The organism is Chitinophaga sp. YR627, assembly GCF_900114995.1.
Lineage (GTDB): Bacteria > Bacteroidota > Bacteroidia > Chitinophagales > Chitinophagaceae > Chitinophaga.
Genome location: NZ_FOUX01000002.1, coordinates 1,527,930 through 1,549,731 on the forward strand (window position 1 = coordinate 1,527,930; position 21,802 = coordinate 1,549,731).

Consider the following 21,802-nt stretch of genomic DNA (forward strand, 5'->3'; position numbering starts at 1 on the left):
TTTTGAAAGGACACCAACTATTTGAGGTATTTATTTTATTTCAACCAGATATCATTCTCCGTCCACTCCCTGAAAAGGATATTTCCTGCACAAGCTCTGAAGCAGAAACGACCTCCTGTACCTGCAATAAAAAGCAATACTTCTGAAAAATCTCTGATCTCTTCACGATCTAATCGTAAGGAAAGATCAAAGGCATAGGAACTTCCTTCACCTATCCGGAGAGATACCAACTCTGCCTTATCTGCATGATCAATAAAGCCAACTACTTCATTGAGTTCCAATACTCGGCGTTCTGTGATGTCATCCTTATGCTGAAAGATGATAATCAGATTGTTACCTGAAAAAATCTTCGAACGTAGATTGTAATCTTCTAAATTAATGTTCATTGTGTTATCTTTTCTACATGTAATTAAAGTCTGGAGGCATGCATCCTGCAAGGTTTCATTGATCTATCAGATTTGCTATCTTTAAACCTTCTGATTATCTGATAGTATATCAACTTAAACCAGCAAAAATATGAATACCCAAAGAGATAAAAGTAAAATAATCACCTATCCGCCAGAAACCCTTAGAAGCTTTAGCGTGGAAGCGTATCAATGGATAGACAACCTGAATTTCACCATTGATCCGGCAGCGTGTTTGAATAACCCTGAAGAATATCTTAGCATCGCGAGGGAACTATTTTTAGATGCAGGTTGGGATGGAGATGGGAAAATAGAATTAATGTGGATTCCGCCTTTTATGTTGAAAAGTAGCCTAACAATGGAACTTACCGTTGGCATTACCATCTGGCACGTTAAACAATTAGAAGATGGTGTATCCTGGCTTTTATCACCAAATAAAATTGCCATGTTTAATATGATGAGAAATCGTGTGATGGTGAATGAATAGCTTAAAAAGAAGAATATATGAATAATCAAATAGATAAAAGTAAAATAATCACCTATCTGCCAGAGACCCTAAGAACCTTTAATGTGAAAGCTTATGAGTGGATTGATAATCTGAATTTCACCCTTAGTCCGGAAGCGTGTTTGGGAAACGCGGAGGAATATACCAATATCGCAAAGGAGATGTTTTTGGATGCAGGCTGGGACGGAGACGGAATAGTAGAACTCATGTGGATACCTCCGTTTATGTTACATGGTATTGTAACGAGGGATATTACAGCTGGCGTTACTGTCTGGCATGTTAAACAGGAAGAAGATGGTATATCCTGGTTGTTATCGCCGATAAAATTGCCCTAATAATAGAGAAGGCTTCCAGCAATGCTGAAAGCCTTCATTCACTCACTTATTTCTCATAGACAATATCTCTATATTTTAAATTGCTGATTTTTGAAATCTGTCTACTTTCTAAACACCTCAGAAACAAAAAAGGGACAACCAAAAAAAGAACAATCTATATATGAAAATAATAACACTAATTTTTGCTTTAGCTTTTGGATTTACAGCATCTGCACAAACTCAGAAAACAAAAATTTTACTGATCGGAACTATCCATTTTGAAACTCCACATACGGATGAATTCGAATTAAAAGTAGACGATTTTTTTAGTGCAAAGCGACAAAGTGAATTAGAAGATTTAACTAATATTCTATCTCAAACAAAGGCTACTAAAGTAATGATTGAAAGGCCATTTGAAAATCAATCTTCTAACGACAGTTTGTACAATTCATATTTGACAGATCATTATAAAATAACAGTTTCAGAAAGAGAACAAATTGGGTTTAGGTTAGCTAAAAAATTAAACTTAAATCACATAAACTGTATAGATAAATTTTATGGAATGACACATAGTAGCTCCATGGCTGCGACTGCAAAAGAAAATAATCAACTTGATTTGCTAAAAGATTTAGGGACCCAGGCAAATGTTATGCTAAATGACTATAATGATAAATTGAAAAAAGGCACAATAACCGAGGTTTTAAAATACATCAACAAACCCGAACAATTAAACAGAAATTTATCTCTTTATCTGAAATTTATGGCAAAGGTTGGAGCTGGTAAAAATTATGTAGGAGCAGAAGCTGTATCAGATTGGTATTTAAGAAACCTTGCTATTTATTCAAATATTATAAATCAGGTTGAACCCTCTGACAAATATGTTATTTTAATTTTGGGGCAAGGACATATCCCAATACTAAAACATTTTTTAGAAAGCAATGATAACTTCGATGTAGTGGAATTGAAAAGCGTATTAAAATAAGCTTGCATTGCGAAAAGAGTTTCTATAGAAAAAGAGGCTGTATCAAAAACAATCGAATGTCTTCAGATGAGCTTAAATGACTACCTGATTCCATCGGTCACCTGAATAAAATAAAAAGAGGCTGCTCAATGCTTTTGAGACGGCCTCTTTTTATTCTAAAGAAACTTAAATATCTCAACGCAAAAAAGCTCCAGCTTTCTCTGAAGCTTTTACTTTGTAGCGAGATTAAAAGAATTATCTAACCAATTGATGCTGAATTTGAATACTTTTTGATTGAAGGCAAGTACTTCAGCCCGGATGAACCGACCTATGGGGTGCTCCTCTCATGGCCTGTCCATTCATGTACAAAAGATTTCAACACCTGCCTCATAAGCGGACAGCGGATGTATTGAAAACGAACATTTCCAGACCATGATACGCACTTAAAAAATTGACTATCAACAAGTTTAGAACTGGCATAGTTTTAATGCACCGAATACATAAATCCCTCCTGCCACATGATTAAAAGCTACATCAAAATAGCCTGGCGTAATCTTGTTCTTAACAAGTCTTATTCCCTGATCAATATTGGCGGGCTCGCCATGGGTATCACCATTGCACTCCTGAATGGGCTTTGGATCTGGGATGAACTCTCATTCAATAAGTATCATGATAATTATGATCGCGTTACTCAGGTAATGACAACAGGAACGGATCCAAAAGATGGTGTCTTCATAAACAATTCGCTGCCTTATCCGCTGGCGGCCACACTTCAGCGTGAATATAAAGATGAATTCAAATACATTGTGAGGGCATCGTGGGCGCAGGAATATATTCTTTCAGCGGGGGAGAAAAAGATCTCCCGGAACGGTATATTCATGGATGAAGGTGGTCCGGAAATGCTCACACTTAAAATGCTGAGTGGTAAAAGGACAGGGCTGAATGATCCTTACTCCATCATGCTCTGTTCATCTGCGGCCAAAGCATTATTTGGGGATGCTGATCCTGTAGGCAGTATCCTTGTGATGAATAATAAGACAAGCCTGAACATTACAGGTGTATACGAAGACCTTCCACTGAACACGCAGTTTAAAGACGTTAAATTTATTTCTACTTTTCAGTATTGGGTATCACAGAACGATTGGATAGAGAAACGCGCCATTAACGACTGGAATAATGGTTTTATTAAACTATATGCGGAGATCCAGTCAGGGGCGGACCTTGCAGCGGTGAACAGTCGTATTAAAAATGCAGTGCTTGAAAATATCCACGGACTGGAAAAATTCAAAAAGCATGAGCAGGCTGGTATCAGTGTATTTCTGCATCCCATGAGCGACTGGCATTTTTATCCACAAGCGATGCAGACACCTGCTAATGGGCCTGTTCGCATGGTATGGCTGATAGGTACTATTGGCTTATTTGTGTTGTTGCTGGCCTGTATCAATTTCATGAACCTGAGCACGGCACGCTCTGAAAAAAGAGCAAAGGAAACAGGTATCCGCAAAGCCCTTGGCTCTATGCGTATGCAGCTAATCTATCAGTTTTTCAGTGAATCATTTTTAGTGGTGATATTGTCTTTTGCAATGTCTTGTTTGCTGATTACGGCCTTATTGCCCTGGTTCAATAAACTTGCCGGCAAACAGATAAACATGGTCTGGAATAACCCCTATTTCTGGATGATGGGCGTTGGCTTCATCATTATCACATCAGTACTGGCAGGAAGTTATCCCTCGTTATATCTTTCTTCTTTTAAACCCATTAAAGTATTAAAAGGCACCTATCGTGCAGGCCGCTTTGCAGCCATTCCACGAAAAGCAATGGTAGTGATGCAGTTCACAATTTCAGTTGTCCTTGTTATATGTACTATTGTTATCTACCGGCAGGTGAATTATACCAAAGACAGGCCTGTTGGTTATTCCAGGGAAGGTTTACTGTTGCTGGAAATGAAGTCCGCAGATTTTCATGGCAAGTATGATCTGTTGAGAACATCTCTTTTAAATACCGGGATGGTGGATGAAATGGCAGAGTCAATGGGCAAGACGACAGAAGTACGGTCTTCAAATAATGGGTTTGACTGGGCTGGTCGTAATCCTGCGCAGGATGAAAGTTTTGGAACGCTTGCCGTTACACATGAATTTGGTAAAACGATAGGTTGGCAGGTTATAGCCGGGCGTGATTTCTCCAGGGATCTCGCAGGTGATTCTTCCGGAGTTGTGATCAATGAAGCCGCAGCACAGTATTTTGCATTCGCTGACCCTGTAGGGGAAACCATTACCTGGAAATGGCGGGATAAGGCCCCTTATCCTTATAAGATATTGGGTGTGATTAAAAACATGGTTATGGAATCTCCCTATAAACCGGTGGAGCCTACATTATTCTTTGTAAAAGCGTTGAATGGAGATGTGAACTGGATAAATATCAGGGTGAAGCCTGGCGTTAGTATGAGCAAGGCACTACCTGCAATAGAAAATGTCTTCAGGAAGATCATCCCTTCAGCGCCATTCGACTATAAATTCGCAGATGCAGAATATGCGGCAAAATTCATTGCTGAAGAACGTTTCGGCACATTGGTAGCTTTCTTTTCCATATTGGCCATCTTCATTTCCTGCCTGGGAATATTTGGCTTGTCTGCTTTTACTGCAGAACAACGTACCAAAGAGATCGGAGTGCGGAAGGTACTGGGTGCATCCATTTATAATATATGGCGCCTGCTCTCAAAAGACTTCGCCTTGTTGGTCGTAATTGCTTTTCTGATAGCTATGCCGCTGGCCTGGCATTTTATGCATAACTGGCTGGATAATTATCCATACCGTACCACATTGTCCTGGTGGATCTTTGTGACGTGTGGTGTCGGTGCTTTGATCATTACCCTAGTAACGGTAAGTTTTCAAAGTATTAAGGCCGCTGCAATGAATCCCGTCAAGAGTCTAAAAATGGATTAATAAAGCTATTGTTTTATTGCTCCTGTGAATATCAATATTACAATCAATGGCTATCCACAATATTGCTCAAAATCTGGTCTGATATTCTCAAGATCCAGTATTATCCATCTTTTGAACGCAGTAAAAGCAGACGAGGAACGCAAATGCCTTATTATATCATTCTTTATAGTTTCTCTTTCTTCTTCTGTATAAGTTTCATCATAAAACCTAAACAACAGGTCATTAAAAGCTCTTATTTCCTTAAGCAAAAGACTCCGAAGATTTCCCGATTCTATTGTCTTTAATGTCGTAGTACCATTGTAGACAGCATTTAAAAGAGAGATGGTATTTCTCACAGCCACTGTATCATCGATCGCCTCAAATGTTGCCTTTTCCTTCGGATATGGCCTTATCTGATATTTTATTTTTCTATCTACATCATGCAAGCTATTGGTCACATTGAGGATATTATCGAACTGCGCCAATTTAATATTATTACAGTGTGCACAGGCATAAAACAGATTATCCCAATCAAATTCCAAATCGCGATCGCCTTTGTGAGGAATGAAGTGCTCTACATTGATGGTCGTAGGCTCACGTTGTTCACAGATATAACATTTGTTATAGAAATCCTTTTTTATCGCATGAAGAACATCATCACATCTATACGTTCCAGAAGCTTTTGCTTTCTCATTTGCCAGACAAGGTGGTGCGGGCTGGGACTTAGCGGCGAAAATCATTGATTCTTCTTATTGTTAAGCTTTTTTAACTGAATTTGCTGAATCTTTACTGCTAATTCATCGGCTAAGAATTTGGGGACATCTTCAATATACTTTTTTAATTCTTCCAATTGAAGTTTCTCACTATCCTGCAATGATTCCTTAGCCATCAATTGCTCATATTCCTGCATTTTGTTCTTTAAAACAGTGGAATATTTGTCTGCTTCAAAATAACTTTCAATTAATGTATCATAAGAATAACCCGATAGATCATCTGTAACAATCTTCTTCTCCAGATCACAAACAACAGCATTCTCTATAGAGCTTAAAACAAAAGGAGAATGGGTAGTAACAATGAATTGTATTTTTGGGAAGAAAGAAGTCAGAAAAGGTAATATCTTTTTCTGCAATTCAATATGAAGATGAGTTTCGATCTCATCAATGAGTACGATACCCTGAACATCGTAATTTTTGCTCCCAGAACTATCCATTCTTAGCAACAACTCTGTAACAATACTTAAAACTGCTGAGTACCCATCAGATAAGTCATTTAAAGAATACGGTTCTTTACCTATTTCAATTATATTGAAATTATAGTTCTTCCTATCGAATGATAATATGAGATTGGGAACACCAAACAACTCTGTTAGACTCTTTTCAAAATGCAAAAACCATCTATCAACTTCCTTCACGACTTCCGTTTCATTTTCATCTTTTGCAAAAGACCTATCAGCTTTTAAGTTAACTATATATTGTATAAACTGATTTGCAATTTTTTCAGTTAAATGGTAGTTTGTTTTAAGCTGAACTTTCTTTATTCCTTCAGGCTTATTAAATTTGGATTGACGCTTTGAATCAAAAAAAGCCGATACAAACTTCCCTTCATTAAGTAAGCTGTTTACCTCATCGTCAGCTAAAGCGACTTCTATATTATGTTTTGAAGCGACATGAAGTCCAAATAAACGTTGTAGAGAATCTCTTAAGCCTTCAAGAACAGACGTTTTTCCGCTTCCATTCTTTCCAGTAAGAATCAAATGTTTCCGTTCGCTTGAAGAAAGTGGGATTTTGAGTTCCCTAATATTGCGAACCTCATTTATAGTGATAGCTGTAATGAATGCGTTATTCATAAATTTTCTATCAAAGTACAGATGAAAATAAACAAAAAAGGCTTTCATATAGAAAGCCTTTTTTTAATCCTTGTAGCGAGAAAGGGAGTTGAACCCTTGACCTCAGGGTTATGAATCCTGCGCTCTAACCGCCTGAGCTACCTCGCCGTTTTTTCCGTTGTCTTATCTCAAAACGGGAGTGCAAAGATAATGGACAATTTCAAAAAACCAAAGAAAACTTTATAATATTTAATAAGACAATAATTCTTTAACCGCAGCCGCTACTTTTTCAGGATTCGGTAACATCGCATTTTCAAGAATAGTATTGATCGGAATCGCAGGCAGATCAAGGGCTCCGAGCGTAAACACGGGTGCGTCGAGTGACTTGAAACAAACGCGTTGTACACGTCCGGCGAGTGCCTGTGCAAAAGAATTATTGAGTTGTTCTTCTGTCAGGATGAGACATTTTCCATGCTTTTCCACCGTGCTGTACACCAGTTCTTCATCCAATGGGAAGAGTGTACGCAGATCGATGATCTCGATTTGTCCGGGGAATTGTGTAGCAGCTGCCTGTGCCCAGTATACGCCCATACCATAGGTGATGATACAGATGGTGTCGCCTTTTTTGACGTCACGGGGATGGGCCTGTTGTACTACTCTTCCTTTACCTAAGGGGATGACGTAATCAGCGTCTGGTTCGACGGTGATAGCGCCCTGCGTACCGGGGACTTTACTCCAGTACAGACCTTTATGCTCAAGCATGACAACCGGATTTGGATCGAGGAAGGCTGCTTTCATAAGACCTTTCATATCGGCAGCATTGGACGGATATACGACTTTGATGCCTTTGATGGTCAGTAAGGTAGATTCCACGCTACCGGAATGGTAAGGTCCTCCTCCACCGTAGGCGCCGATAGGCACACGTACGAGTGTCTGCACGGGGAACTTTCCATTGCTCAGGTAACAGGATTTGGAGATTTCTGTTACCAGCTGATTGAAACCAGGGTACAGATAGTCAGCAAACTGGATCTCTACTATAGGCTTGACGCCTACAGCTGAAAGGCCGGCGGTCGAACCAACGATATAGGCTTCCTGGATGGCGGTGTTGTATACCCTGTTATCTCCGAATTTTTCAGCAAGTGTGGCTGCTTCGCGGAATACGCCACCGAGACGGCGGCCGACATCCTGACCGAAAAATATGGCTTCAGGATATTGCTGTAAAATTTCTTCTACCGCGTGCAGAGCGGCATCCACCATCATTACCTTGTTACCGTTGGCGGGCAGTCTGTCACCTTTTTCAAGGGTCACTGCTGCCGGGGCAAAAACGTGATCTGCTACAGTATCAGCGGTTGGCTCGAAAGCCTCTGTTGCCCTGTCAAATTCGAGACTGATATATTTTGGGGTGTCTGACTCTATCGCCAAAAGATCTTTTTCTTCCACACCTATCTCCAGCAATCGCTGACGCAATAATGGTAAGGGGTCTTTTTCTGCATGTAATGCCAGATCTTCCGCTGTGCGGTACCATTCCTTGCGTACACCGGAGGTATGATGTCCTAACAGAGGGACGCAGACGTGCACCAGCATAGGCTTGCGTTCCTGTCTTACATAGCTGATGGCGGCGCCCATTGCATGGTAACATTCTTCGAAGTTGCTCCCGTCCACACGCATGCGTTCCATGCCTTTAAAACCGGCCGCATATTCGTAGGCATCCATGACACGGGTTTCTTCCGAACTGGCGGAAATCCCCCATTCATTGTCCTGTACCAGGTAGATGACAGGCAGTTCCCATAATACGGCGCTCTGCCATGCCTCGCTCACCTCTCCTTCCGTTACACTACCATCTCCCAGCGAACAAAGCACAACCGGTAATTCACCTTTCGGACCTGTCTTCAGCAGCGGCGAACCTGTTTTTTCCAGGTAGCGGATACCCTGTGCCATACCTGTTGCCGGAATAACCTGCATACCCGTCGCACTGCTCTGATGTGGAATGATGGGCTTATCCGGATCCAGACTGCTGGGATGTGAGTAGTAAGAACGCCCTGCAGATGCCGGATCGTCCCTTTTTGCCAGCAGTTGCAGCATCAGCTCATAAGGCGTGAATCCCATGGCCAGCAGCATGCTGTCATCACGGTAATAGGGGCTGGCATAATCCCATGGCTGCAGTTGCATACCAGTGGCGATCTGAATAGCCTCATGGCCGCGGGACGTGGAATGTACATATTTGCAGATATTGCGGTTCGCTTCATAAGTGGCCGCCATATGGGCCGCCTGCTGCATGAAGCGGTATGCTTTCAATAGTGTCACCTGTTTGCCGGAAGACCGCTCCTTACCGGGAACAGCAGCTTTAAAAGTTGGTACACTTGTACTATCTTTAAACACGTAAGGATTGTTTTGGATGTTAAACTAAATTAGTTGCTAATACAACTATTGCTACTGCAAATTAACGAATATGACTGATACTTTTGTAAGCAATCCGTCTTTTTTTAAGCTGGATGCCACCCTCAAACGAATACGTAATTACTGGCAGAAGACCTTCGATGCCAATAAGAAAGATATTACGGTTGACCAGTGGCTCCTGATTGAAAACCTGTACAAGCACAAGAAGATCACGCACAATGAGCTTGCCAAACTGACCTCAAAGGATATTACGACGGTGTCCCGTATCATTGAACTACTGGTGAAAAAGGAACTGGTAGTCAGAGAAGGATCTCCGCAGGATCGCAGGAAGGTGTATTTACAGCTGACCGTTAAAGGCGCTGAAAAGTACAAGGATGTTCGTCCGCTGGTGCTGGACATGCGTAAAACAGGATGGGCTGGATTAACAGAATATGATTATACTGAACTGACCAGGATACTGGACGCTATCTATCAAAACATTCCCTGATCACTGACGCTTACCACTCGTTCCTGACTATGAGACGCCGCCCCCAAAGCGGCTGATTAATGTAAACGATCTGCCAGCTTAGCGCTTTTCTCATCTGTTTTTTTAGGGTAACCGGTTTTTGCTTTGTCGCATTGCTGCGATAGGGAATCTGTGCGCTTTATTGCGCATTACAGGGCATAAAAAAGCGCTTAACACAAACTGCGGACAGTAAGGCGTTAAGCGCTTGAATATCGGGAAAAGAGCCTATTTGATCATAAACTCCAGCATACTGTCATTCTCAATGAATGCTTCCAGTGAATCGCCTATTTCCACAGGCCCTACACCCGCCGGTGTACCGGTGAACACCAGATCACCGATGTTCAGGGTGAAATACCTGGAAATATAGGATACCAGGAAATCAAAGGAAAACAGCAGATCCTTTGTATTTCCCTGTTGCACGATCTCTTTGTTTTTATACAGGCAGAAATTGATATCCTTTTTGTCCAGTTCAGGGGTAATAGGCATGAACTGTCCTACCACAGCTGAATTGTCGAATGCTTTGGCAATCTCCCAGGGTAATCCTTTCTGTTTCTGTTTCTCCTGCAGGTCACGGGCAGTGAAGTCTATTCCGATACCTATCTGATCGTAATATTTATCGGCGAACTTCTCCTGTATATGTTTACCATTCTTACTGATACGGAGTACCAGCTCGCATTCATAATGCAGATTGTCGGTGAACTCCGGATAGTAAAATGGGTGATTATTCTGTAACAATGCATTCTTAGGCTTCATGAAAATCACTGGTTCGGTTGGCACCTCATTTTTCAGTTCCTTTGCATGATCAGCATAATTTCTTCCAACACAAATAATTTTCATGACAGGTGTTTCTTGGTTTTAAGGTTAAAAGAACGGATCATATCAGTTTTTCGAGATTTATTTATCATAAGGGTAGCTCAATGTGTTGTAGACATTCATCGTACGGGGCAATCCGATGGAAGCATAACTCTCGATCAATTCCACACATTTCCCCAGCTTGCCCATCACCACAGGCCATTCATCATTCGTCCATTTACCCAGTACAAACTCCACCTGTCTTCCTCGCGGATAGTTATTACCTATACCGAAGCGTAAACGTGGATATTGATTGGTGCCCAGCAGTTCCTGGATACTTTTCAGTCCATTCTGGCCGGCATCGCTGCCACCGGGACGCAGACGTATTACTTCCAATGGTAATGCCAGATCGTCTACTAATACCAGTATATTTTGCAGTGGCACTTTCTCCTTATCCATCCAGTATTTAACCGCCTTCCCACTCAGGTTCATATAAGTGGTAGGCTTTATCACCACAAAAATGCGGCCTTTCCATTTTATTTCGGCTACATCTGCCAGGCGATCTTCCCTAAAAGAGCCTCCGTGCTTCTTAACAAAAGCATCGGCTATATCAAAGCCTATATTATGGCGCGTCTGTTCGTATTCGGTCCCTATATTCCCTAATCCTACTATCAGGTACTTCATCGGATTACTATTTTAATTGCTATACGTCTGTAGCATACAAAGCCTCTATTTATACGAAGTCAAATGTAATGCAGGGCAAAAATAGAAAAAGTCCCATCCCGGACGAGCCGGAACGGGACTTTTTGCAAAATATTCTGAAAGAATTATTTCTTTTTACCTTCAGCTGCTTCTTCCTGACGTAACTGACGGGTCATTACTACTGACGCGATAGGAATACGTGGAGAGTTCAGGATTTCGATGTTTTCAGCAACAACGTCTTCTACACGGATGTTTCCGTTCAGTTCCAGGTTGTCGATGCTAACTTCGATGTTCTCACGCAGATATTTAGGCAGAGCCTTCACTTTCAGCGCTTTGATTTTAACTACCAGCTTACCACCGGCTTTTACACCTTCTGACTGACCAACAATTCTGATTGGCAGAGTAACTGCTACTGGTTTATCTTCTACCAGTTCCAGGAAGTCGATGTGAGACAGTTCGTCTGTTACAGTGTCAAATTGTTTGTCTTTCAGTACGCATCTGTAAACTTTGCTACCTAATTTAATTTCAGCCAACTGAAAATCAGGAGTGTAGATCAGATTTTTGAAAGATACTGCCGGAGCTGAAAAACTTACGGTTTCTGCACCCCCGTAAATAACACAAGGCACTTGGCCCTCAGAACGTGCCTGGCGGGTGGCTTTTTTGCCAAACTCGCTCCTGAGTTGTCCTTCGATTGTTATCGTTTTCATTGATTAAACATTTATGTTGTTATAAATAATGCTCGTTAATTAAACCCTGCGGTGGCTATGAACGAACAGGTTTGTAATAGACCTGTTTTCGTGCATGTTCCGGATCGCTACTGCGAAGAGGTCGGCCACGCTGATCACCTTGATCTTTGGGCTCTGCTGTTGCAGTGGAATAGTATCGCAGATCACCAGTTCTTCCAGTACGGAATTGCTGATATTGTCGAACGCTTTACCACTCAATACCGGATGCGTACAGAAAGCTCTTACGCTTCTCGCCCCTTTCTCTTTCAGCAGGTTGGCCGCTTTGGTCAGTGTACCTGCGGTGTCGCAGATATCATCGATCAATACAATATCCCTGTCCTTTACATCACCGATCACCACCATGGAGGCAATCTCATTCGCACGTTTACGGTGTTTGTCACAGATCACCATTTCAGCATTGAAATAGGACGCAACTTCCCTTACCCTATTGGTGCTACCTACGTCAGGGGACGCAAAGGTAAGGTTTTCCAGCTTCAAATTCTCGATATACGGGATGAATATTGCGGAACTATCCAGGTGATCTACCGGGATATCGAAGAAACCCTGGATCTGCGGAGCATGTAAATCCATGGTTATCACTCGATTAGCGCCTGCCGAAGTCAACAGATTAGCCACCAGCTTGGATGCAATGGCTACCCTTGGCTTGTCCTTCCTGTCCTGTCTCGCGAATCCGAAATATGGAATTACAGCGGTGATGTAACCTGCAGATGCCCTTTTAGCAGCATCTATCATCATCAACAGTTCCATCAGATTGTCCGATGGAGCGTTGGTGCTCTGTATCAGGAAAACATAATCACCACGGATACTTTCCATGTAGATTGGCTGGAACTCGCCATCGCTGAATTTCTGTATGGTCAGTTTACCCAGACCGTTACCGTAACGCTTTGCGATTTTCTCAGCAAGAGCTGTGTTACTGTTTCCTGTGAAAATTTTTACTGATGGTTGCATGGAATATTAAAGAGGTTGCAAAACTATGCTTTTTGGAGTACGTATTCTGTATTTTTTTGGGCAATCTGCAAGACGGCAAACGCCCTGTCTATTTGCGAACTATATAACAAACTTATTCACAGACTATTAGCCACTCATTCCCGGATAACCTTAGCAACAGGAAGACTAATTTAAAATAAATTGGGAGAAGATAAAAAAACTGAGTGGGAAGGAATATATTTGCTAATATTTTTAGCAAATATGGAAGGAGCAGTTAACCCGGCAAATACACATATTGCCATCAAACACTGGCCTGAAGATGACCGGCCACGCGAAAAACTGATCAGCAAGGGGACGCATGCATTAAGCGATGCTGAGTTACTCGCCATATTGCTGAATGATGGATACAAACAAAAATCTGCTCTTACGCTGGCACAGGAAGTGTTGCGTTCTGCTTCTAACAATCTGGGTGAAATGGGCAAGCTCACACTTGAACAGTTGAAAAAGATCGAGGGGATAGGCCCTGCCAAAGCCACAAAGATCATTGCCCTTATGGAACTCGCCCGCCGTCGTCAGGCAGGCTATATGCACCAGAAAAAGACGATCCGGCAGGGCCGGGATGCGGCACTCTACTTTAAGCCTTTACTCGGTGATGCCGCACTCGAATCCTTTCATGTACTCTATCTCAATCATGCCTCCCGTGTGCTCCAGCACCGCTGTATCAGTATCGGTGGTATTACCGGCACCATCGTCGATCCCAAAGTCATTTTCCGCGAAGCACTGGAACTGGGCGCTACCCAGATCCTCCTCTGCCATAATCATCCCTCCGGTAATCTGCGTCCCAGCAACGCTGACATACAGATCACCGAAAAGCTAAAAGCTGCCGGGCGCCTTCTTGACATCAGCGTGCTCGACCACATTATTGTTTCCGAAGCCGGCTATTGCAGTATGGTGGAAGATGGGTTCATTATATAACATTTGGATTTAATACCCTCTTTTTCCTTACATTCGCAATTATTTTATTATCAAATAGTAACATGCTCAAGATAGGCATCTTCGGAGTGGGGCACCTGGGGAAGATTCATCTCTCTCAGTGGGTCGCAATGAAAGACGTAGAAATAGTTGGTTTTTTCGATCCCAGCAATGCCAACGCAGAAAGCGTAGCTCAATATAAGATCCCACGATTCGATTCCGCAGAAGAACTGATCCTGGCATCCGACGCAATTGATATCATCGCACCAACCACGCATCACTTTAAAATTTGTGAACAGGCTATCCGCAACGGAAAACACATTTTCGTGGAAAAGCCGATGACCAATACCATGGAAGAGGCTAAAACACTGGTAAAACTGGTGGAAGAAGCTAATATAAAATTCCAGGTGGGTCACGTGGAGCGTTTCAACCCTGCCTTCCTGGCGTTGAAAGGTCACACACTAAAACCAATGTTCATCGAAGTACACCGCCTCGCAGAGTTCAATCCGCGTGGTACAGATGTCAGTGTGATCCTCGACCTGATGATCCATGATATCGACATCGTACTGAGCATTGTACAATCTACTATCAACAGGATATCCGCCAGCGGCGTAGCCGTTATGAGCGATACTCCCGATATTGCCAACGTACGTATCGAGTTCCATAACGGATGCGTGGCTAATCTGACCTCCAGCCGTATCTCCCTGAAGAAGATGCGTAAAATGCGTCTGTTCCAGAAAGATGCCTATATCGGTATCGACTTCCTGGATAAAAAGACGGAGATCATCAAACTGAAAACACCGGAAGACGAAGGGTTATTCACACTGGATATCGACACGAATTCAGGTAAGAAAACCATTGCTATCGATAATCCGGAAATCAAACAGACCAATGCCATCCGCATGGAACTGGAACTGTTCCGCGATAGCATCCTGCACAATAAACCGGTACCGGTGAATGCAATTGATGGTCTGCAGGCAATGGAAGTTGCTCACCAGATCCTGGCGAAAATCCAAAAGAGCCTGTCACCTGACTCCGCTCAGTAAATATATTCAGCTTAATTTCTTTCTTTCAATAGCGCGCTCGCAATGGTCAGATCCAGCGGGCGCGTTATTTTTATATTGGCATCTTCTCCCGGTACCAGGTGTACACGGTGCCCCTGCCGCTCAACAACGGTTGCCTCATCAGTAAACAAGGGATCATAGGGTAATGAAAAGGCAGGCAAAAGCCACTCTGACAGGAATGTTTGCGGGGTTTGTATAATCTTGAACTGTTCACGGTCTACCGCTTTATTCCCCTCTCCTTCCAGTTGTCTGATACTATCTTTCATATCAATCACCGGAATAGCGCTTCCCTTTTCCAGGGCCGCTTCATAACAGGAACGGATCAGCGTTGTACTGATCAGCGGACGAACACCGTCGTGCACAAACACAACAGCCGGGGTTTTCACTTCATTCAGGCCATTCTTTACGGAATGAAAACGGGTCTCCCCTCCTTTCACCAGCGTAACGGTAGCGCGGGTATTAAAATCATGCAGCCATGGTTTCACATAGTCAAAATGCACCTCCGGCAATACCAGCACAATATGTATATCAGGGAATGCGCTTGCAAATGCATTCACCGTATGCCACAATACAGGCTTACCTGAGAGTTCCAGAAATTGCTTGGGTACGGCACTTCCCATACGTGTGCCTGATCCGCCGGCTACAATGATCGCTATCTTTTTACGCTGTTCCATATGGCCTTACATGAATAGTCCTGTCCCGCATGATACGGAACAGGACCTTTTCGAATAGTTTTTTTCTGCTTATCAGATGATCAGCATTGCATCACCATAGCTGAAGAAACGGTATTTCTCCTTAATAGCCTGCTGATATGCTTCCATCACCAGATCATAACCCGCAAAAGCACATACCATGATCAGGAGGCTTGTTTTAGGCAGGTGGAAGTTAGTAACCAGTGCATTCGGAATAGCGAAATCATAAGGAGGGTGGATAAAGGTATTTGTCCATCCTTCTGCTGCTTTCAGCAGGTTCTGTGCAGTCACGGAAGACTCAACCGCTCTCACGGTGGTAGTACCGATCGCACAAACCTTACGGTTCTCTTCTTTTGCCTTGTTCACCACTTTCACGGCATACTCGTCAATGTTGAAGTACTCAGCATCCATCTTGTGTTTGCTCAGATCTTCTACCTCGATAGGACGGAATGTGCCTAAACCGGTGTGCAGGGTAACTTCTGCGAATTTAACACCCTTGATCTCCAGGCGTTTGATCAGCTCACGACTGAAGTGCAGACCAGCAGTTGGAGCTGCAACGGCGCCTTCATGTTTTGCGTAAACTGTCTGATAACGCTCCTTATCCTCTTCTTCAGGCTTACGCTTGATGTATTTAGGCAGCGGTGTTTCACCCAGGGTGTCCAGTACCTGCTTAAATTCATTGTCGTCACCTTCGAACAGGAAGCGGATCGTACGGCCACGGGAAGTGGTGTTATCAATCACTTCTGCTACCAGCGATTCATCATCGCCAAAGTATAATTTGTTACCTACCCTGATCTTACGGGCAGGATCTACGATTACATCCCACAAGCGGTTCTGCTTGTTCAGCTCACGGAGCAGGAATACTTCAATCTTTGCACCAGTCTTCTCCTTACGGCCATACAGGCGGGCAGGGAATACCTTGGTGTTGTTCACCACCATTACATCCTTATCATTGAAGTAGTTGATGATATCACGGAACACCTTGTGCTCAATTTTGCCGGTGGCACGGTTTACCACCATCAAACGTGCTTCATCTCTAGTCTTGGAAGGGTGCTGCGCAATCAGATTTAAAGGAAGATCGAATCTAAACTGTGATAGTTTCATATTACGGTATGAATGAATTTTAAGGCTGCAAAAGTATTGATTATTATGGACTCTATCAAAAATGATTATTTATGCATTATCGAACATGAAGTTACACATAAATATTTTTCGGTATAGAATTAATTAGCTGTCTGGTATATTCACTTTTGGGCTGCTCATACACTTCAGCGGCCGGTCCCGCCTCTTCAATCTGCCCCCGGTTCATCACCATCATCCTGTCACTGATAAAACGTACTACCGACAGATCATGGGAGATAAATATACTGGTAAATCCGAACTCCTCCCTCAGCTGCATCAACAGATTCAAAACCTGTGCCTGAATACTCACGTCCAGCGCGGCTACGGATTCATCACAGATAATAAAGGACGGATCCAGCGCCAGCGCGCGTGCAATGACAATACGTTGTCTCTGTCCGCCGGAAAACTCATGTGGATAACGATTGTAATGTTCCGGCAACAGATTCACCTTTGTCAGCAACTCCTTTACCCGTTCCCTTCTTCCCTGTTCTGTACCATACAACCCATGTACTTTCATCGGCTCTTCGATAGCACGGCCAATGGTCATACGTGGATTCAGTGAAGAATAAGGGTCCTGAAAAATGATCTGGATATCCTTCCGCAGGTCTCTCAACTCTCCCGCGGGTAATGTGGTAATGTCTTTTCCCTTGTACCAGATACTGCCGGAAGTCGGCTCCGCCAGTCTTAACAAAGTCCTTCCCAGTGTAGTTTTTCCACATCCGGATTCCCCTACAAGTCCCATAGTTTCCCCTTCCCTAATATCGAAACTAACGCCGTTAACGGCTTTGGTCCAGGAAAGGACTTTCCCGAAAATGTTCTTCCTGGCGGGAAACCATGTATGCAGGTCCTTTACCTCCAGTAGAAGCGGCCTTTGTGTCAGCATCACTTCCCTGCCGGCTATCAGCTCCTGCGGGATCTCCAGACTATGCACAAATGCCTTCACCTCCTGCGCCTTCTCCACAATCTCTCCCTGCGGGTCTGTTTCCATAAAATCACGGGTCACAGGCAAACGGAACAGGCGTTTATCCAGTGGCGGACGACAAGCCAGCAGTCCCTTCGTATAAGGGTGCTGCGGATGCGTAAACAGTTGCGCCACACTCCCTTCCTCTACGATCCTTCCCTTATACATCACGGCTACCCGGTCTGCTATTTCCGCAATTACCCCCAGGTCATGGGTAATGAAGATCACACTCATGCCCGTCTGCTTTTGCAGGTCTTTCAGCAGTTCAAGGATCGTTTTCTGTACAGTAACATCTAATGCAGTGGTAGGTTCGTCAGCGATTAGCAGGCGGGGCTGACAGCTGATGGCCATAGCGATCATGACCCTTTGTTTTTGTCCGCCGGAAAGCTGATGCGGATACCTGTCCATGATCAACTCCGGATCAGGCAGACGTACCTGTTTAAACAGGGCCAGGGTTTGCAGTTTCGCGGCTTCCCCGTTCATCCCTCTTTTATGGAGTAATAGTGCTTCCATTACCTGGTGGCCGCAGCTATGCAGCGGATTCAGGGACGTCATCGGTTCCTGGAAGATCATGGCAATCTCGTTGCCACGCCAGGAACGCATTTCATGTTCAGATAAACGGGCTATATCTGTCACCGGCATTTTACTGCCTGACAGATGATACTGCAGACTTCCACCTGTTATCCGCCCGGGATGCTGCAACAACCGCATCAGAGAGAGGGCTGTTACTGATTTACCGGAACCGGATTCTCCGACAATACCGACGATCTCACCGGGCATAATGTCCAGCGAAATACCATTGACAGCATGCGTGCTGCCGAAGGAGATCATCAGGTCGCGGATGGATAAAAGTGGCTGCTGCATATTGAGGAACAGACGGCTTTAAAACAGCAGGTGTTTCACTGTCTGGTGACTATTGATCAGGTTTTTCAGCGAATCGATACCGATGCGGATATGTCTTTCCACATATTCAGTCGTTACCCGGCGATCGCTGTCTTCTGTTTTCACTCCTTCCGGAATCATTGGCTGGTCAGATACCAGCAGTAATGCGCCGGTAGGTATTTTGTTAAAGAAACCAACAGAGAAAATAGTGGCTGTTTCCATATCGATCGCCATCGCACGGATACGTTCCAGATAGCGTTTGAATTCCACATCATGTTCCCATACACGACGGTTCGTGCTGTAACAGGTACCTGTCCAGTAATCGCAGCCATATTCACGGATGGTGGTAGATATTACTTTCTGCAAAGCAAATGATGGCAGAGCCGGTACTTCTGCCGGGAAGTAGTCATTGGAAGTACCCTCACCACGGATCGCGGCGATAGGTAATATCAGGTCGCCGATGTTGTTCTTCTTTTTCAGACCACCGCATTTTCCCAGGAAAAGCACAGCTTTTGGATGAATCGCACTGAGTAAGTCCATCACAGTAGCAGCACCAGGACTACCCATACCGAAATTGATGATTGTGATATCATCTGCGGTAGCGCATTGCATAGGCCGGCCTTCGCCCACGATTGTGGTGTTATGCCATTCTGCGAAATAATTAAGGTAGTTACTGAAGTTGGTGAGCAGGATGTGAGAACCGAAATTCTCCAGTTTTTCTCCGGTGTAGCGGGGGAGCCAGTTAGCTACAATTTCTTCTTTTGTCTTCATAGCCTTTTGACAAACGAATATACGGAAAAAACTCTGAAGTCCCATGTCATCCGCCCTTTAATACCTTTGGAATACGGGGATCTGGACATTAAATATTTGTTATGCCGATCAACCTATAGTCATCTTTCGTTAGTGCTGGCTTTTGAACGAAACACGAACGAAGAAGAACTATACTATGACTATCATAATACCATCTACTAAATAGCCGACTATAGATATCTTTGCGGCATGATCGCGATCGAATTTCCCACCCCTGATTTTAAAATTGTAAAGGAGAATGATAAAACGCTCATTTTCGACCGTTTCCGGAAGCGATATGTCATATTAACCCCTGAGGAATGGGTGCGGCAGAACTTTCTTAATTACCTGGTAAAAACACTGGGTTATCAGGCTTCCCTGATAGGCGTTGAAAAGGAAATTTATCTCGGAGAGCTGAAAAAACGATGTGATATTGTTGTGTATAACAGGGCTATGCAACCCTGGATGATCATAGAATGTAAAGAGATGGAGGTGCAGCTGACACAGTCCGTACTGGAGCAGATCGTACGTTATCATATGGTGCTGCCGGCAGCTTATCTGGTGATCACGAATGGGGTAAATACCTTCTGTTGCCAGCATATGGTAGCTGAACAGGAATGGCAGTTTATTTCGGCCTTACCGGCTCATTTCTAATACTATTTTCACAATTTTATAAAAGCAACCCTTTTCCGGCGGATAAATACGCCTGATCCTGCTATGGCACAGGACCTACCCATGCTGCATACCCGGACATGAGGTGGACATAAGGTGGACATGATCGGAAGATAACAAGGAGAATATAGTACAATATAAAAGGGGATACCTGTTGGTATCCCCTTTCTAAAACAATTATGAGAAGCTGATATCACGGGAAGATACCCAGCTGATCGTAAGCAGCACCTACTTTATCGATAGCACATACATAAGCAGCGGTACGCATATCATGGATGTCCTTGTGGTTCATCATGATGGTACGTACTTCGTGTAATGCAGCGTGCATGGTTTCTTCCAGACCGGAATACACCAGATCTACCTCATCCGCACCGTGTGCAATGAACTTTCTTTCTCTGTCGGATACTGATTTACCGGTGAGGTCTTCGATCACGCTCAGGATGTGAATGTTCATATTTTCGTCAAAGCGTTTGCCCAGACGGCCATAACGTACGTGGCTAAGGTTTTTTAACCATTCGAAGTAAGAAACGGTTACACCACCTGCGTTCAGGAACATATCCGGCACAACGATTACACCTTTCTGGTTCAGGATCTCGTCAGCTTCCGGCGTAATAGGACCGTTCGCTGCTTCACCGATGATCTTAGCCTTGATACGCGGCGCATTTTCTTTATGGATTACATTTTCCAGCGCAGCAGGGATCAGGATATCGCAATCCATTTCCAGACCTTCTGCATTGTTTTTCAATGTAGTAGCTCCCGGGAAGTTTACGATGGAACCTGTTTCATTTCTGTGCTTCAGTACTGCATCAGGGTCCATACCTTTATCGCTGTACAGTGCACCATCCCACTCGATCAGGCCAACGATCACCGCGCCTGCTTCGTGGAAATATTTAGCGGCATGGTAACCCACATTACCCATACCCTGTACAATTACTTTTTTACCGATGATACCTGGTTCGAGACCAAGGCGCTGCATATCTTCCTTGATATTACACAGCTCCTGGAGACCATAAAATACACCGAGACCGGTCGCTTCTTTACGACCACGTACACCACCCTGAGAAACCGGTTTACCGGTTACGCAACCGTAACCATCGATCTCTCCGGGACGGAGGCTCATGTAGGTATCGAGGATCCAGCTCATTTCCCTTTCACCGGTACCATAGTCCGGAGCAGGAACGTCTACGCCCGGGCCGATGAAGTTTTTCTTAACAAGTTCCGCAGTGTAACGGCGGGTGATGTTTTCTAACTGGAACGGGGAATAGTTACGTGGATTGATCTTAATACCTCCTTTGGCACCGCCGAAAGGAACGTTAACGATAGCGCATTTGTAGGTCATCAATGCTGCCAGGGCCATTACTTCGTCCTGGTTTACAGCATCGCTGAAACGGATACCACCTTTACAAGGCAGTTTGTGGTGAGAGTGCTGAACGCGGTAGGCTTCTATTACTTCGATCGTGTCACCTACGCGTACCGGGAATTTCATACGGTACACGGCATTGCAGGCTTTGATCTGTTCAAGAATGCCCTTTTCCCATTTCGTGAATTTTGCGGCTTTGTCAAAACTTCTTTCAACGCTCTGAAAGAAGTCATAATGTTGCTCTTGCGCCATAGACAATTGTTTTGGTAATATATGTATGTAGTTGGAC

The 21,802-nt window shown here is 43.8% G+C and carries 21 protein-coding genes and 1 tRNA gene; 8 read left to right on the forward strand and 14 right to left on the reverse strand.

Annotation, left to right across the window (positions count from 1 at the left end; genetic code table 11):
- Positions 1–35 precede the first annotated feature (35 nt).
- Positions 36–386 (reverse strand): hypothetical protein, encoded by a 351-nt coding sequence (locus BMZ72_RS14825; protein ID WP_089809535.1) that lies wholly within the window; start codon positions 384–386, stop codon positions 36–38.
- 130 nt (positions 387–516) lie between these two features.
- Here BMZ72_RS14825 and BMZ72_RS14830 point away from each other — a divergent pair, with 130 nt between their 5' ends.
- The 4 genes from BMZ72_RS14830 (at position 517) to BMZ72_RS14845 (ending at position 5,126) form a co-directional block, all read left to right on the forward strand.
- Positions 517–891, forward strand: coding sequence for a hypothetical protein (locus BMZ72_RS14830; RefSeq protein WP_089809537.1), 375 nt, complete (start codon positions 517–519; stop codon positions 889–891).
- A 17-nt stretch (positions 892–908) separates the two neighbouring features.
- The gene (locus tag BMZ72_RS14835) at positions 909–1,244 is read left to right on the forward strand and encodes a hypothetical protein (protein ID WP_089809539.1); all 336 of its coding nucleotides are present in this window, start codon (positions 909–911) and stop codon (positions 1,242–1,244) included.
- A gap of 160 nt (positions 1,245–1,404) precedes the next feature.
- A complete protein-coding gene (locus tag BMZ72_RS14840; RefSeq protein WP_089809541.1) occupies positions 1,405–2,205 on the forward strand; it encodes a DUF5694 domain-containing protein in 801 nt (266 codons plus the stop codon).
- 497 nt (positions 2,206–2,702) lie between these two features.
- The gene (locus BMZ72_RS14845) at positions 2,703–5,126 is read left to right on the forward strand and encodes an ABC transporter permease (protein ID WP_089809543.1); all 2,424 of its coding nucleotides are present in this window, start codon (positions 2,703–2,705) and stop codon (positions 5,124–5,126) included.
- A 50-nt stretch (positions 5,127–5,176) separates the two neighbouring features.
- Here the strand turns inward: BMZ72_RS14845 and BMZ72_RS14850 are convergent, their stop codons facing one another.
- From BMZ72_RS14850 to BMZ72_RS14865, 4 genes are all read right to left on the reverse strand, one after another.
- Positions 5,177–5,845, reverse strand: coding sequence for an HNH endonuclease (locus BMZ72_RS14850; RefSeq protein ID WP_089809545.1), 669 nt, complete (start codon positions 5,843–5,845; stop codon positions 5,177–5,179).
- Positions 5,842–6,999: an AAA family ATPase gene (locus BMZ72_RS14855; protein WP_089809547.1), complete on the reverse strand. Its 1,158-nt coding sequence runs from the start codon at positions 6,997–6,999 to the stop codon at positions 5,842–5,844. The genes BMZ72_RS14850 and BMZ72_RS14855 overlap by 4 nt, the downstream gene beginning before the upstream one ends.
- Positions 7,000–7,024: 25 nt before the next feature.
- Positions 7,025–7,098: transfer RNA gene (locus tag BMZ72_RS14860), tRNA-Met, on the reverse strand.
- 81 nt (positions 7,099–7,179) lie between these two features.
- A complete protein-coding gene (locus tag BMZ72_RS14865) occupies positions 7,180–9,309 on the reverse strand; it encodes an alpha-ketoacid dehydrogenase subunit alpha/beta (RefSeq protein WP_255373204.1) in 2,130 nt (709 codons plus the stop codon).
- Positions 9,310–9,379: 70 nt separating this feature from the next.
- Here BMZ72_RS14865 and BMZ72_RS14870 point away from each other — a divergent pair, with 70 nt between their 5' ends.
- Positions 9,380–9,814: a MarR family winged helix-turn-helix transcriptional regulator gene (locus BMZ72_RS14870; protein WP_089809549.1), complete on the forward strand. Its 435-nt coding sequence runs from the start codon at positions 9,380–9,382 to the stop codon at positions 9,812–9,814.
- A 243-nt stretch (positions 9,815–10,057) separates the two neighbouring features.
- Here the strand turns inward: BMZ72_RS14870 and BMZ72_RS14875 are convergent, their stop codons facing one another.
- The 4 genes from BMZ72_RS14875 to BMZ72_RS14890 all read right to left on the reverse strand — a co-directional run bounded on the left by BMZ72_RS14875 (position 10,058) and on the right by BMZ72_RS14890 (position 13,020).
- The gene (locus BMZ72_RS14875; protein WP_012789209.1) at positions 10,058–10,669 is read right to left on the reverse strand and encodes a fumarylacetoacetate hydrolase family protein; all 612 of its coding nucleotides are present in this window, start codon (positions 10,667–10,669) and stop codon (positions 10,058–10,060) included.
- Positions 10,670–10,726: 57 nt separating this feature from the next.
- A complete protein-coding gene (gene pth / locus BMZ72_RS14880) occupies positions 10,727–11,308 on the reverse strand; it encodes an aminoacyl-tRNA hydrolase (RefSeq protein ID WP_089809550.1) in 582 nt (193 codons plus the stop codon).
- Between the two features lie 143 nt (positions 11,309–11,451).
- Complete coding sequence (locus tag BMZ72_RS14885; protein ID WP_012789207.1) at positions 11,452–12,033, reverse strand: 50S ribosomal protein L25; 582 nt, start codon at positions 12,031–12,033, stop codon at positions 11,452–11,454.
- Between the two features lie 39 nt (positions 12,034–12,072).
- Entirely contained in the window at positions 12,073–13,020 is a 948-nt protein-coding gene (locus tag BMZ72_RS14890; RefSeq protein WP_089809552.1) for a ribose-phosphate pyrophosphokinase, read from the reverse strand.
- Positions 13,021–13,260: 240 nt separating this feature from the next.
- Between BMZ72_RS14890 and radC the strand changes: the two genes are divergently transcribed.
- Positions 13,261–13,974, forward strand: a complete 714-nt coding sequence (gene radC / locus BMZ72_RS14895; RefSeq protein ID WP_089809554.1) for a RadC family protein — start codon at positions 13,261–13,263, stop codon at positions 13,972–13,974.
- Between the two features lie 62 nt (positions 13,975–14,036).
- Complete coding sequence (locus BMZ72_RS14900; RefSeq protein ID WP_089809556.1) at positions 14,037–15,017, forward strand: Gfo/Idh/MocA family protein; 981 nt, start codon at positions 14,037–14,039, stop codon at positions 15,015–15,017.
- A gap of 11 nt (positions 15,018–15,028) precedes the next feature.
- Here BMZ72_RS14900 and BMZ72_RS14905 read toward each other — a convergent pair whose 3' ends face one another.
- The 4 genes from BMZ72_RS14905 to BMZ72_RS14920 all read right to left on the reverse strand — a co-directional run bounded on the left by BMZ72_RS14905 (position 15,029) and on the right by BMZ72_RS14920 (position 19,463).
- A complete protein-coding gene (locus BMZ72_RS14905) occupies positions 15,029–15,709 on the reverse strand; it encodes a 2-C-methyl-D-erythritol 4-phosphate cytidylyltransferase (protein ID WP_089809558.1) in 681 nt (226 codons plus the stop codon).
- A gap of 72 nt (positions 15,710–15,781) precedes the next feature.
- Positions 15,782–16,831 carry a tRNA preQ1(34) S-adenosylmethionine ribosyltransferase-isomerase QueA gene (queA, locus tag BMZ72_RS14910; protein ID WP_012789202.1) on the reverse strand — a complete coding sequence of 350 codons (1,050 nt, stop codon included), beginning with the start codon at positions 16,829–16,831 and terminating at the stop codon, positions 15,782–15,784.
- A 91-nt stretch (positions 16,832–16,922) separates the two neighbouring features.
- A complete protein-coding gene (locus BMZ72_RS14915; RefSeq protein WP_089809560.1) occupies positions 16,923–18,674 on the reverse strand; it encodes an ABC transporter ATP-binding protein in 1,752 nt (583 codons plus the stop codon).
- An 18-nt stretch (positions 18,675–18,692) separates the two neighbouring features.
- Positions 18,693–19,463 (reverse strand): AMP nucleosidase, encoded by a 771-nt coding sequence (locus tag BMZ72_RS14920; protein WP_012789200.1) that lies wholly within the window; start codon positions 19,461–19,463, stop codon positions 18,693–18,695.
- Between the two features lie 228 nt (positions 19,464–19,691).
- Between BMZ72_RS14920 and BMZ72_RS14925 the strand changes: the two genes are divergently transcribed.
- Positions 19,692–20,135, forward strand: coding sequence for a type I restriction enzyme HsdR N-terminal domain-containing protein (locus tag BMZ72_RS14925; protein ID WP_089809562.1), 444 nt, complete (start codon positions 19,692–19,694; stop codon positions 20,133–20,135).
- A 211-nt stretch (positions 20,136–20,346) separates the two neighbouring features.
- Here the strand turns inward: BMZ72_RS14925 and BMZ72_RS14930 are convergent, their stop codons facing one another.
- Complete coding sequence (locus tag BMZ72_RS14930; protein ID WP_012789198.1) at positions 20,347–21,765, reverse strand: Glu/Leu/Phe/Val family dehydrogenase; 1,419 nt, start codon at positions 21,763–21,765, stop codon at positions 20,347–20,349.
- Positions 21,766–21,802 lie beyond the last annotated feature (37 nt).

Coding starts and splice junctions, on each gene's coding strand:
- BMZ72_RS14825 (WP_089809535.1), bottom strand. CDS start 386: ATGAACATTAATTTAGAAGATTACAATCTACGTTCGAAGATTTTTTCA.
- BMZ72_RS14830 (WP_089809537.1), top strand. CDS start 517: ATGAATACCCAAAGAGATAAAAGTAAAATAATCACCTATCCGCCAGAA.
- BMZ72_RS14835 (WP_089809539.1), top strand. CDS start 909: ATGAATAATCAAATAGATAAAAGTAAAATAATCACCTATCTGCCAGAG.
- BMZ72_RS14840 (WP_089809541.1), top strand. CDS start 1,405: ATGAAAATAATAACACTAATTTTTGCTTTAGCTTTTGGATTTACAGCA.
- BMZ72_RS14845 (WP_089809543.1), top strand. CDS start 2,703: ATGATTAAAAGCTACATCAAAATAGCCTGGCGTAATCTTGTTCTTAAC.
- BMZ72_RS14850 (WP_089809545.1), bottom strand. CDS start 5,845: ATGATTTTCGCCGCTAAGTCCCAGCCCGCACCACCTTGTCTGGCAAAT.
- BMZ72_RS14855 (WP_089809547.1), bottom strand. CDS start 6,999: ATGAAAGCCTTTTTTGTTTATTTTCATCTGTACTTTGATAGAAAATTT.
- BMZ72_RS14870 (WP_089809549.1), top strand. CDS start 9,380: ATGACTGATACTTTTGTAAGCAATCCGTCTTTTTTTAAGCTGGATGCC.
- BMZ72_RS14875 (WP_012789209.1), bottom strand. CDS start 10,669: ATGAAAATTATTTGTGTTGGAAGAAATTATGCTGATCATGCAAAGGAA.
- pth (WP_089809550.1), bottom strand. CDS start 11,308: ATGAAGTACCTGATAGTAGGATTAGGGAATATAGGGACCGAATACGAA.
- BMZ72_RS14885 (WP_012789207.1), bottom strand. CDS start 12,033: ATGAAAACGATAACAATCGAAGGACAACTCAGGAGCGAGTTTGGCAAA.
- BMZ72_RS14890 (WP_089809552.1), bottom strand. CDS start 13,020: ATGCAACCATCAGTAAAAATTTTCACAGGAAACAGTAACACAGCTCTT.
- radC (WP_089809554.1), top strand. CDS start 13,261: ATGGAAGGAGCAGTTAACCCGGCAAATACACATATTGCCATCAAACAC.
- BMZ72_RS14900 (WP_089809556.1), top strand. CDS start 14,037: ATGCTCAAGATAGGCATCTTCGGAGTGGGGCACCTGGGGAAGATTCAT.
- BMZ72_RS14905 (WP_089809558.1), bottom strand. CDS start 15,709: ATGGAACAGCGTAAAAAGATAGCGATCATTGTAGCCGGCGGATCAGGC.
- queA (WP_012789202.1), bottom strand. CDS start 16,831: ATGAAACTATCACAGTTTAGATTCGATCTTCCTTTAAATCTGATTGCG.
- BMZ72_RS14915 (WP_089809560.1), bottom strand. CDS start 18,674: ATGCAGCAGCCACTTTTATCCATCCGCGACCTGATGATCTCCTTCGGC.
- BMZ72_RS14920 (WP_012789200.1), bottom strand. CDS start 19,463: ATGAAGACAAAAGAAGAAATTGTAGCTAACTGGCTCCCCCGCTACACC.
- BMZ72_RS14925 (WP_089809562.1), top strand. CDS start 19,692: ATGATCGCGATCGAATTTCCCACCCCTGATTTTAAAATTGTAAAGGAG.
- BMZ72_RS14930 (WP_012789198.1), bottom strand. CDS start 21,765: ATGGCGCAAGAGCAACATTATGACTTCTTTCAGAGCGTTGAAAGAAGT.